The 11,737-nt window shown below is 65.6% G+C and carries 11 protein-coding genes; 8 read left to right on the top strand and 3 right to left on the bottom strand.

The annotated features are described in order from the left end of the window. Positions 1-346 precede the first annotated feature (346 nt). The 8 genes from LQR33_RS04325 (at position 347) to LQR33_RS04290 (ending at position 7,856) form a co-directional block, all read left to right on the top strand. Positions 347-1,963 (top strand): peptide ABC transporter substrate-binding protein, encoded by a 1,617-nt coding sequence (locus tag LQR33_RS04325; protein ID WP_166439880.1) that lies wholly within the window; start codon positions 347-349, stop codon positions 1,961-1,963. 144 nt (positions 1,964-2,107) lie between these two features. Continuing rightward, a complete protein-coding gene (gene oppB, locus LQR33_RS04320) occupies positions 2,108-3,028 on the top strand; it encodes an oligopeptide ABC transporter permease OppB (RefSeq protein WP_166439879.1) in 921 nt (306 codons plus the stop codon). Positions 3,029-3,041: 13 nt separating this feature from the next. Continuing rightward, a complete protein-coding gene (locus tag LQR33_RS04315) occupies positions 3,042-3,956 on the top strand; it encodes an ABC transporter permease subunit (protein ID WP_166439878.1) in 915 nt (304 codons plus the stop codon). A 23-nt stretch (positions 3,957-3,979) separates the two neighbouring features. Then, positions 3,980-4,981, top strand: a complete 1,002-nt coding sequence (locus LQR33_RS04310; protein ID WP_231467754.1) for an oligopeptide/dipeptide ABC transporter ATP-binding protein — start codon at positions 3,980-3,982, stop codon at positions 4,979-4,981. Then, positions 4,974-5,963: a murein tripeptide/oligopeptide ABC transporter ATP binding protein OppF gene (gene oppF, locus LQR33_RS04305; protein WP_166439876.1), complete on the top strand. Its 990-nt coding sequence runs from the start codon at positions 4,974-4,976 to the stop codon at positions 5,961-5,963. The genes LQR33_RS04310 and oppF overlap by 8 nt, the downstream gene beginning before the upstream one ends. A 103-nt stretch (positions 5,964-6,066) precedes the next feature. Further along, a complete protein-coding gene (locus tag LQR33_RS04300) occupies positions 6,067-6,489 on the top strand; it encodes a DUF3224 domain-containing protein (RefSeq protein ID WP_166439875.1) in 423 nt (140 codons plus the stop codon). 249 nt (positions 6,490-6,738) lie between these two features. After that, positions 6,739-7,467 (top strand): 2-phosphosulfolactate phosphatase, encoded by a 729-nt coding sequence (locus LQR33_RS04295; protein WP_166439874.1) that lies wholly within the window; start codon positions 6,739-6,741, stop codon positions 7,465-7,467. A gap of 35 nt (positions 7,468-7,502) precedes the next feature. Next, positions 7,503-7,856 (top strand): YbjQ family protein, encoded by a 354-nt coding sequence (locus LQR33_RS04290; RefSeq protein WP_021477335.1) that lies wholly within the window; start codon positions 7,503-7,505, stop codon positions 7,854-7,856. 58 nt (positions 7,857-7,914) lie between these two features. Here LQR33_RS04290 and LQR33_RS04285 read toward each other — a convergent pair whose 3' ends face one another. From LQR33_RS04285 to LQR33_RS04275, 3 genes are all read right to left on the bottom strand, one after another. Next, positions 7,915-8,823 carry a GNAT family N-acetyltransferase gene (locus tag LQR33_RS04285; protein WP_231467752.1) on the bottom strand — a complete coding sequence of 303 codons (909 nt, stop codon included), beginning with the start codon at positions 8,821-8,823 and terminating at the stop codon, positions 7,915-7,917. Beyond that, the gene (locus LQR33_RS04280; protein WP_231467750.1) at positions 8,820-10,082 is read right to left on the bottom strand and encodes a phenylacetate--CoA ligase family protein; all 1,263 of its coding nucleotides are present in this window, start codon (positions 10,080-10,082) and stop codon (positions 8,820-8,822) included. The genes LQR33_RS04285 and LQR33_RS04280 overlap by 4 nt, the downstream gene beginning before the upstream one ends. A gap of 42 nt (positions 10,083-10,124) precedes the next feature. Next, positions 10,125-11,737 (bottom strand): acyl-CoA reductase (locus LQR33_RS04275; RefSeq protein WP_231467748.1); only part of this gene is annotated, 1,613 nt, incomplete at its 5' end.

The following is an 11,737-nucleotide window of genomic DNA, read 5'->3' as shown; positions in this document are numbered from 1 at the left end:
AAGTCTTTATTCTATTCATAAGGGAATAATTATTTTTTGACGCGGTTTGAAGGTAATTGTCTCCGCTTCGGATGAATTTTGCTTGGGTCAGGCAATAATATTTCACATGGCAAAATGCCATAAGTATAAAACGATGAAGCTGCGCAGGCCGTTGATTTGCTTGACTTGACTATTGTCGGACAGATTTTCCTTTTTGAGAAAAATGAATAGCATATTGTGCCGATAGGGGCTTGATGGAATCAAAACCCTCTGCGCATAATCGTCGGACCCACTCTGGATACAATAGAGTGAAAAAATTCGAACAACCCGCCTGACGCGGGATGCTACAGAATCAGGAGAATTAGAGATGTCGAACAAGCAATCGCTGCAGGTGATCGCCGCCGCCGTCGCATTGGCGCTGGCTTCCGGATCCGCGCTGGCCGCCAAGGTGCCGGCAGGCGTCAAGCTGGCCGCCAAGCAGGAACTGGTGCGCTCCAATGGCTCCGAGCCGGAATCGCTGGACCCGATGGTGGTGGAAGGGGTGCCCGCCAACGTCATCACCCATGACATGTTCGAGGGTCTGACCGCCACCGACAACGACGGCACGCTGGTGCCGGGCGTGGCCGAGTCCTGGAAGCAGACCGGACCCACCACCTGGGTGTTCCATCTGCGCAAGAACGCTAAATGGTCGGACGGCAGCATCGTCACCGCCGACGACTTCGTCTACGGCATCCGCCGCCTGGTCGATCCCAAGCTGGCCGCCCCGTACGCCGGCACTTTCGGCATCTTCTTCGAAAATGGCCCGGAAGTCGTCGCCGGCAAGAAGCCGACTTCCGCCATCGGCGTGAAGGCGCTGGACAAATACACGCTGGAAGTGAAGACCGCCTTCCCGGTGTCCTACCTGCCCGAACTGATGTCCAACGCCCAGCTCGGCCCGGCGCCTAAGGCTGTGATCGACAAGTACGGCAAGGATTGGACCAAGCCGGGCAAGATGGTTTCCAACGGCCCCTTCGTGCTGAAAGACTGGCAGGTCAACAGCAAGGTCGTCATCGAAAAGAACCCGCAGTACTGGGACGCCAAGAACGTGCAACTGACGAAGGTCAGCTTCCTGCCGATCGAAGACCAGAACGCGGACAACAAGCTCTACCTGTCGGGCCAGACCGACATGACTTATGAAATCCCGCCGGGCACCTTCGCCAAGCTGAAAAGCGATATGCCCAAGGATTTGAAGAACAACACCATTCTCGGCTTGCGCTACTACAGCCTGAACAACCGCGATCCGCTGATGAAGGATGTGCGCGTGCGCAAGGCCCTGTCCATGGTGGTTGACCGCGATCTGCTGGCGCAGAAGATCACCGCCGACGGCCAGCAGCCGTCTTACAGCGTGATGGTCAAGGGCGTGCACGGCGCGCAGCCGACCACCTACGATTGGGCGAAATGGCCGATGGCCAAGCGCGTGGACGAGGCCAAGAAGCTGCTGGCCCAGGCCGGCGTGAAGCCGGGCACCACGCTGAAGCTGTCCTACAATACCAGCGACTATCACAAGAAGATGGCGATCTTCGTCGCGTCCGAGTGGAAGTCCAAGCTGGGCCTGAACACCTCGATGGACAACACCGAGTTCAAGGTATTCCTGAAGAAGCGCCATGACGGCGATTACCAGGTGGCCCGCAACGGCTGGCTGGCCGACTACAACGACGCCACCACTTTCCTGGCGCTGGTGCAGTGCGGCAATACCCAGAACGACAACTTCAACTGCAACAAGAAGGCCGAAGAGCTGATCAAACAGGGCAACGAGTCCACCGATCCGGCCAAGCGCGCCCAGTTGCTGACCCAGGCCACCAAGCTGGTGATGGACGACTATCCGATGATCCCGGTGCTGCAGTACACGCTGCCGCGCCTGGTGAAGCCGTACGTCGGCGGCTACTCGCTGAAGAATCCGGTAGACCGCTACCGCAGCAAGTACCTGTACATCGTTCAGCACTAAGCGTGAAAGCGCGGCGTTTGGCCGCGTGACGAGGCCGGTTGCGCCGCAAGGGCAACCGGCCGATGATTGTGGTGTTCTCGCCCTCCGGGGGAGGTCGGCGGCTGCCTGCCGCCGCCCCGGGCTGGCGATCGGGAGTTTCAAGCGATGTGGTCTTATACTCTTCGCCGCGTGTTGGTCACCATACCAACCGTCTGGGCCGTCACGACGGTCTGTTATCTGCTGCTGCACCTGACCCCTGGCGGTCCGTTCGACGGCGAACGCAAGATTTCTCCGGAGGTGCTGGCCAATCTGCAGGCCAAATACCATCTGGACCTGCCGTTGTGGAAGCAGTATCTCTATTACCTGAACAGTCTGCTGCATGGCGACCTGGGCGCGTCGTTCCGCTACGCGGACTGGAGCGTCAACGACCTGGTGGCCCACGCGCTGCCGGTGTCCGCCGCCATCGGCGGCAGCGCCATCGTGATCTCGCTGTTCATCGGCGTGCTGCTCGGCACCATCGCCGCGCTGCGCCAGAACAGCGCCATCGACTACCTGGTGATGCTGGTCGGCAATATGGGCAGCGCCTTCCCGTCCTTCATCATCGGCCCGGTGCTGGTGCTGATCTTCTCGATGCTGCTGCACTGGCTGCCGTCCGGCGGTTGGGATGACTTTTCCATCCAGTACATGGTGCTGCCGGTCGCGCTGCTCACCTTCATCAACGTGGCCACCATCGGCCGCGTGATGCGCGGCAGCCTGATCGAGGTGATGAACAGCAACTTCATCCGCACCGCCCGCGCCAAGGGCTTGCCGCTGCGCACCATCGTGCTGCGCCATGCGCTGAAACCGGCGCTGATGCCGGTAGTGACGCTGCTGGGGCCGCTGGCGATCTCGTCCATCACCTCCGCGGTGGTGACGGAGTCGATCTTCTCGCTGCCGGGCCTGGGCAAGCTGATCGTCAACGGCGCCTCCAACCGCGACTACACGCTGGTGTTGGGCCTGGTGGTGCTGGTGACCGTGATCACCGTGGTGTTCAACCTCCTCGTCGACTTGGCTTACGCCATGCTCGACCCCAAGATCCGTTATTGAGGAGGACTCCGCAATGATGAAGACCAAACAAGCCGCGGCTGTCGCGGCGCTGGAAAGCGGCCTCGCCGAAGCGGCGACCGAAGGCCGCAGCCCCTGGCGCGACGCCCGCGTCCGCTTTCTCCGCAACAAGGCCGCAGTGGTCAGCCTGGTGATCCTGAGCCTGATCACCCTGTCCTGTATCTTCGGACCGATGCTGCTGCCGCACGGCTATGCCGACACCGACTGGGACGCGATCAGCCTGGCGCCGACCTTCCAGAACCTGCATCTGTTCGGCACCGACGAACTGGGCCGCGACCTGTTGGTGCGCACGCTGATCGGCGGCCGCATCTCGCTGATGGTCGGCGCGCTGGCTACCATCGCCGCGGTGCTGATCGGCGTGATCTGGGGCGCCACCGCCGGCTTCCTCGGCGGCAAGGTGGACAACGCGATGATGCGCGTCGTCGACATGATGTACGCGGTGCCCTACCTGCTGATCGCCATCCTGATGGTGACTCTGCTGGGCCGAGAGTTCTACCTGGTGGTGCTGACCATCACCATCCTGGGCTGGATGGACATGGCGCGCGTGGTGCGCGGCCAGACGCTGGCCATCCGCTCCAAGGAGTACATCGAGGCCGCGCATGCGATCGGCGTTTCCACCCCCACCATCATCTTCCGCCACATCGTGCCCAATCTGCTGGGCATCGTGGTGATCTACACCACGGTGACGGTGCCGGGCGTGATTCTGACCGAGTCGGTGTTGTCCTTCCTCGGCCTGGGCGTGCAGGAGCCGATGACCAGTTGGGGCGTCTTGATCGGCGATGGCACCAAAGCGATGGAGAGCCAGCCCTGGATGCTGCTGTTCCCAGCCGGCATGCTGTCGCTGACGCTCTACTGCGCCAACTACATCGGCGACGGCCTGCGCGACGCGCTGGACCCGAAAGACCGCTGACCCCAGGATAGACGAGGCAAGCCATGAGCATTTTGAAAGTCAACAACCTCGGGGTTCAGTTCCAGACCAACGACGGCGTGGTCAACGCCGTCAACGGCGTGAGCTTCGAGCTGAACAAGGGCCAGACCCTGGGCATCGTCGGCGAGTCCGGCTCCGGCAAGAGCCAGACCATGCTGGCGATGATGGGCCTGTTGGCCAAGAACGGCCAGGCCAGCGGCGAAGCGCTGTTCCACGGCCAGAACCTGCTGACGCTGCCGACCCGCGACCTCAACCGCATCCGCGGCGACCGCGTGTCGATGATTTTCCAGGACCCGATGACCTCGCTGAATCCCTACCTGACGGTGGAGAGGCAGATGACCGAGGTGCTGGAGTTGCATAAGGGCATGAGCCGCCGCGACGCGAAAAAGCGCGCGATCGAGTTGCTGGACGCGGTGCGCATCCCAGAGGCCGCGCGCCGGATCAATATGTATCCGCACGAGTTCTCCGGCGGCATGCGTCAGCGGGTGATGATCGCGATGGCGTTGTTGTGCGAGCCGGAGCTGTTGATCGCCGACGAGCCGACTACCGCGCTGGACGTCACTGTGCAGGCGCAGATCCTGTCGCTGCTGAAGGATCTGCAGCGCGATTTCGGCACCGCCATCATCATGATCACCCACGATCTGGGCGTGGTGGCGGGCCTGTGCGAGAACGTGCTGGTGATGTACGGCGGCCGCGCGATGGAGTACGGCCGCGCCGACGACATCTTCTACCACCCGAGCCATCCCTACACCATCGGCCTCTTGGGCGCGCTGCCGCGGCTGGATCACGATGATTCCGCGCTGATCAGCATCCCGGGCAATCCGCCCAATATGGCCAGCATGCCCAAGGGCTGCCCGTTCAGCGAGCGCTGCGTGCACGCCAGCGCGCGCTGCGCCAGCGATCTGCCGCCGCTGGCGGCCAATCCGCTCAACCCGCAGATTCTGCGCGCCTGTCACAAGCCGGCGGAGGAACTGGTCAAAGCCGCCGAGGAGGTGACCCATGCCTGACAACAAGCAACCCATTCTGTCGGTACGCAACGTCAAGGTGCATTTCCAGGTCAAGGGCGGAGACGCCTGGCCGTGGAGCCCCAAGAAAACGTTGAAGGCGGTCGACGGCGTCAGCTTCGACCTGTACGCCGGCGAGACGCTGGGCGTGGTCGGCGAGTCCGGTTGTGGCAAGTCCACGCTGTCCCGCGCGATCCTCAACCTGATCCCGGCCACCGACGGCGAGATCGTGTGGATGGGCAAGGACCTGCGCAAGGGGGCGGACAAAGACTGGCTGGCCGTCCGCAAGGACATCCAGATGATTTTCCAGGATCCGCTGGCATCCTTGAATCCGCGGATGACCATCGCCCAAATCATCGGCGAGCCGCTGCGCGTGCACAAGCCGGAGCTGTCGGCCGACGAGGTGATGAAGCGCGTCAAGGCGATGATGCGCAAGGTGGGCCTGCGCGAGCAGATGATCAACCGCTATCCGCACGAGTTCTCCGGCGGCCAATGCCAGCGCATCGGCATCGCCCGCGCGCTGATCTTGGAGCCCAAGCTGATCATCTGCGACGAGCCGGTGTCGGCGCTCGACGTGTCGATCCAGGCGCAGATCATCAACCTGCTTAAAGAGCTGCAGCGCGAGATGGGCTTGGCGCTGATCTTCATCGCCCACGACCTGGCGGTGGTCAAGCACATCTCCGACCGCATCCTGGTGATGTACCTGGGCCGCGAGATGGAACTGGCGCAGAAGCACGCGCTGTACGACGTGCCCTCGCACCCGTACACCCGCGCGTTGCTGTCGGCGATCCCGGTGCCGGATCCGAAGCTGGAAAAGAACAAGACCATCCAGATCCTGCAGGGCGATCTGCCCAGCCCGATCAACCCGCCGTCCGGCTGCGTGTTCCGCACCCGTTGCCCGCAGGCGGAGGCGCGCTGCGCGCAGGAGGTGCCCAAGCTGCGCCGCCTGAGCGAGGAGACCCAGGCATCCTGCCTGTTGGCCTGACCCCGCCGCATCGCCCGCGCATGCGCCGCCAGCCTCAGGGTTGGCGGCGTTTTTGTTTTCCGGCTGTTATGCTGAACTGTGACCTTCAGAAAGGAGTTTGACCATGAGCGCCCATCTTGTCGTCGCGCTGGGCTGCGCGTTCCAGACCCGGCAGTGGCAGGAACAGAGCCTGCTGCAGACCGAAGGCGCCGGCGAGCTTAAGCGCGCCAGCATCGTCAACGAATTGACCGGCCCGCTGACGGGCGAGGGTAGGCTGGAATACCAATTGCTGTACCCGACGTCGCCAGACGGCGATGTGATCTTCACCGGCTTTGAACGGGTGACTGGCGTCTGGGACGGAGTGAGCGGCAGCTTTGTGCTGCGCCATGACGGCGTATACTCGCCGACCACCGGTGCCCGCGCCGCGCTGCAGGTGCTGCCCGGCAGCGGCAGCGGCGGTTTTGCCGGACTGTCTGGCGAAGGGCGGCTGGCGGCTCGCGCCGGCGAGCGAGGCGGCGAATATACGCTGATGCTGAAGCGGGGCTGATGGGGCCGGTGTTGGAAATTCATCAGCGTTGACGCCAGCTTTGACGCTTTTCCCGGTTTTTTAGCCGGTTTTCTTTGAGCTTTCCCGCATTAGTAGTTAATCTTCGGACCTTACTTATAAGAAATAAGGCGTCGTCAGAACGCCTGGGACAAGAGGTCGCGGCCAGGACGGCGACGGTATCGAAGAATCAACGGAAACACCGCCTCCGGCGCAAGCCGCTGGCGGTGTTCCATCTTGATGGGATGTAGGATGCATTACGCGCAACAGGAATATTCCGTGCGTCTGCAATGGGGATTGCCGGCGGTTCAGCATCTGAGCGCGCAGGCGGCCCATTGCGTGATTGTCGACGTGCTGTCGTTCGGCACCAGCGTCGACATCGCCTGCGGCAACGGCGCCGAGGTGTTGCCTTACCGTTTCAGGGCCACCGGCGCCGCCGATTTCGCCAGCGAGCAGCAGGCAATACTGGCCGCCGAACGCAGCCATCACCAGCCTTCGCTGTCGCCGGCATCGCTGTGTAGGCTGAAGGCCGGCAGCCGGCTGGTGCTGCCCTCGCAGAACGGCGCGGCGCTGAGCCTGGTCAGCGAGTCGGAGAGCACCATCGCCGCCTGCCTGCGCAATGCGGCCGCGGTGGCCGACTATCTTGACACGATGGGCGGCGACGTGTTGCTGGTGGCCGCCGGCGAGTTGGAAGCGGACGGACGGCTGCGCTTCGCCTATGAAGACTTCATCGGCGCCGGCGCCATCATCCAGCGCCTGCGCCGCAGCAAGTCGCCGGAAGCGCTGGCGGCAGAGGCGGCGTTTGAACTGGCCCGCAATGATCTGGAGCGCCAGCTGCAATACACAGCCTCTGGCGCGGAGCTGGTCGCGCGCGGCTTCCAGGACGACATCGCTCTGGCCGCGCAGCTGAACCTCAGCGCCTGCGTGCCGGTGCTGGACGACGGCGCTTTCCGCGCCGGGCGCGAGAGGGCTGCCGCCTGAGCGGCCGGTCTCTTCAACTTACCAGGGAGAAATCCATGCTGCCAGCCAAGATGGTCACCACCGCTTTCGAACTGCCCGGCTATCGGGTGAGCGCTAACCTGGGCGTGGTGCGCGGCATCACCGTGCGTTCGCGCTCGCTGGTCGGCAATTTCTTTGGCGGCCTGCAGTCGTTGTTCGGCGGCAATATAACCATCTATACCAGCTTATGCGAGCGGGCCCGCTCGGAAACCTACGCAGAAATGTGCCAGCACGCGCAGGCGCTGGGGGCCGACGCGGTGATCGGCATGCGCTACGACGCCACTGAGGTGATGACCGGGCTGACCGAGGTGTTGTGCTATGGCACCGCGGTCAAGCTGGAGCCGCTGCCGGGCCGCGAGCAAAACCTCTGATCCGGCGTTGCGCCTCCTTGCTGTGCCTAGTGCGCAGCCCGGGTCGGCGCGTCTTGGCTTAACCGTTCAGCCGGTACAGTCGTTCGGCCTGTTCGTCGCAGAAGCGGATGTCCTGCCTGGACAGGCCGCGCAGCCACAGCAACTGCCAGCCGCCGGCGGGCGCCGGCAGCAGTCCGCCGAAGCGGAAGCCGGCATTCTGCAGTTGGATCCGCCGCGCCAGCGTTTCCGTTGCGGCCGGCAGCTTCAGATAGATCAGTTGGCCGGCCGGCAGTGCGGCGATTTCGGCCAGCCGCGCTTCGGTCGGCTGTTGCGAGGTCAGTTCCAGCCTTTGGCCGTGGCGCGCAAGCGCCAGGCCGGGCAAGGCCGCGCCGGCGGGCGCATGCTCCCCCTCTCCGAATGCCTGGCGCAGTGGCACTAGCCAGGTTTCCCACTCCGCCGGCCAGGCCAGTTGCGGCAACGGCCGAGGCTGCAGCGGCAGGCAGCCGAACACGATGCTTTCCGGCTCCGGCTTGCCGAACGGCGAATCGACGTAATCCAGCAACAGCGCGGTGTTGTGAAAGCCGAGCGCGCCGGCGACGTACTGGCTTTGCGGGTGCGAACACACCTGCTTGATGGTCAAGAGCGCGATGCCGAGCTTGGCGGCCATGGCCCGCAAGTGGCGGCCCAGCAGGCTGGCGATGCCCTGGCCGCGCGCGTCCGGGTGCACCGCGTTCAGCGCCAGCTCCGCCTGGCCCGGCCGGGACGGGTCCAGCCACAGCGTCGCATGGCCCAGCAGCCGGCCGTCGCGCACCGCCACCGCCGAGCGCCATTGTCCGCTGGCGTTGCGTTGCTGGATTTGGCTGGGCAGGTAGACGTCGGCGTAGACGTAGTGATCGCCGTAGACGGCGCGGAACAGCGCGCTGATGTCGGCGGCGTCGGTTGGCAGGTAATCGCGCGCCCAGGCGGCGTGGGGATGGCGGGCGCTCATGCGGTCGCCTCCGCCGGCTGGTAGTCGCGCCTGTCTACCACCCGCATCAGCTTGCCGGAGCGCGGATGGGTGCACATCGCTTCCGGCGTGGTCTGGCGCAGCGCCAAGCTCAGCCGCTCCGCTTGGCACAGCTCGGCGATCGCCGGCTGCTTGGCCAGCAGCGCCTGGCGCATCCGCTCCAGATCCAATGGCGCGCGCGCCGCCAGCAGCAGCACCAGCCGGTCCCGGCCGTCCTCGCGCGAGATGTCCAATTGCCAGCCCAGCAGTTCGTGCAGTTCGCCCAGCGCGCGGCCCAGCTCATCCGGAAACAGCGACAGCGTGCCGACGCGGACGCGGTGGCCGTTGCCGGCCCGGCCCAGCAGCGCGAACTTGCGGTTGGGGCCGGGCGCTTCGCGCCAGCAGGCGAGGTCGCCGCTGGGGTAGCGGATCACCGGCATCAGCCGGCGCTGCAGATTGGTCACCAGCAGCAGGCCGCGCCGGCCGGGTTCCTCTATCGGCTCGCCGCTGTCCTCGTCGACGATCTCGACGACGCTGTCCTCATCGAATACCCGGTGTTCGCCATGCGCGCAGTCCGGGTCGGCGTAGCCGATCAGGCCGGCATCGACGCTGGCGCAGCCGACCGACCCGATCCGGGCCAGCGGGAACACCTGCTTCAGCAAGGCGATCTGTTCGCCGAACAGGCTTTCGCCGCCGTACAGCACGGTCTCCACCTCGGGCAGCGCCCGCGATTGTTCTTCCAGATGGTGGGCGAAGCGCAGCAGCTGGGCCGGCACGCCGGCCAGCACGTTGATGCGGTGGCTGCGGATCGCGCCGGCGAGCGCGTCGTTGTCGACATTGCAGGTGAACGGGTATTCCAGCACCGGCGCCGGCGAATGCGACAACGCGCCGTGGATGAACAGCAAGCTGGTGTAGAGGTCGCCGGCGAAGAACAGATTGGCGACGCGGTCGCCGGGTCGCAGCTGGCGGGCGAGGCCGGCGCCGAAGGCGGCGACGAAGGCTTGCCATTCATCGCGGCTGAACACCGACAGCTTGCCGTCGCCGGTGGAGCCGCCGGTCTTGAACACGTGGCCGTCGACCGGGGCGGCGGTCAGCGCCGGCCAGCGCGACAGGTCCTGCGAGTCCCACCAGTAGACGGCGGGATCGACCGGCGGCAGGTCGGACAGACGCCAGCCTTCGGCGGGCAGGCCATGGTAGAGCGCGTTGTAGTGCGGCGAATGGTTGCGGGCGTGTTCGACCAGCGATATCAGTTTCGGATTCATGATTATGTGTGTACATGCCGGCGCCGCGGCGCCGGCCGGGTTTCATCGTCTAAGGTCCAGCACCAGCGGGGTTTTCCCGCTGTGGGGATGGCGGCGGAATTCGGCGGCTGGGGTGGCGGCCACGTCTAGTTGCAGCAGGCCGCCGCCGACCACTTCGTTCAGTATCGGCTCTTCCAGCAGCCGGCCGCGTATCGCCCACGGGTCGCCGTCGGCCAGCAGCTGGATGCGGTCGCCGCCGTTGTCGGCGTTGTCGACCAGCCATTGCATCGGCAGGCCGATCTTTTCGGTCAGCGCGGCCGGGTTGACGAAGATGGTGCCCACCCGCAGCAGCGCGCCGTGGCGGCCGGTCAGGCGGAAGCGCGGCGCGGCCAGGCCGCAGGCGCAGCCGCCGTCCAGCCACTGGCCCAGGTCGCCCAGATCGTAGCGTTCCACCCGCTGCGCTTCGCGCTCGCGAGAGGTGAACACCAGGCGGCCGGACTCGCCGGAGGCGGCGGGCTGGTCGCTGTCCATGTCCAGCACTTCCAGCCATTGGGTCTCGGCCAGCAGGTGGAACTCGCCGTCGGCGCAGTGCGGGCAGGCGTGTCCCAGCGGGCCGGCGTCCACCGAGCCGTACATCGCCGAGCGGATCAGCTCCACGCCGAAGCTACCGATGTAGGCGCGCTGGCCGTCGCTGATGTGCTCGCCGCCGCAGAACACCTTGCGCACGCCGCCGTAGCGGCGCAGCAGCTTGTTCTCGCATTCGAACAGCCGGTGCAGCGTGCCCGGCATGCCGATCAAGGTGTTGATCTTCTGCTCGACGATGAAGTGGGCGATCTCGCTGAAGTCGTCGTCGGACGGGCCGCCCATCGGGTACTGGGCGACGCCCATGTGGTCGAGAATGGTGAAGAAGCTGAGCATGCCGCCGTACAGCTTGCCGCCGTACAGCAGATTCATCGCGCGGTCGGTGGCCGGGTTCAGGCCGGCGGCTAAGAGGCCGTCGGCGGCGGCGCGCATCTGGCGGTGGTAGTCGCGGTAGCTGAAGCCGGCCAGCTTGGGCGCGCCGCTGCTGCCGCCGCTGCGGAAGAACAGCTGGGCCTTGCCGTTGGCGGGCTGGCTCTGGAAGGCGGCCTTGTCCATCACCGGCAGCGCGGCCAGGCCCTCGGGCTCGGCCGGCGGCGCGTCCAGGTGGGCGTGGCCGGGCAGCGCGGCGGCGTCCAGGCTCACCGATACCCGGCGCGACAGCCGCTGCAGCGCATAGACGCCGTCGTGGGGTTCGCCGTGGTAGCCGTCGTGCATGCGGCCGTCCGGGGCGACGCGGCTGACGCCGGCGGCCAACAGCGCGCGGCTCAGCTCCGGCAGCCGGACGGCGGGCGCGATCAGGCCGCAGCTTTGCAGATGGGTGCGCCAGGGGCGCAGGATGCGGGCCAGCGCGGCGCGCGGAGCCGGCCTCAGCTCCACGGTGCGGAACAGCGGCGACGGCGCCAGCTCCTGACTCATGTTCCAGGCCAGCCGCCAGCCCTGGCCGGACAGCACTTGGCCCTGATCGTCGGCGAAGGCCTGGTCCAGCTTGTGGAAAGCCATTCGGGCGCTGATTTCGGCCGCTTCCTGCAGGTCCGGCGTCAGCGCCGGCCACAGCGGCGCGCGGCGGGCGAGCGCGGCGGCCAGCCGGCGCGCCA

It is taken from the genome of Chromobacterium piscinae, assembly GCF_021129175.1.
Taxonomy (GTDB): domain Bacteria; phylum Pseudomonadota; class Gammaproteobacteria; order Burkholderiales; family Chromobacteriaceae; genus Chromobacterium; species Chromobacterium piscinae.
Note: the sequence above shows the minus strand (reverse complement) of the source record. Positions and strands in the feature narration are given on the sequence as shown.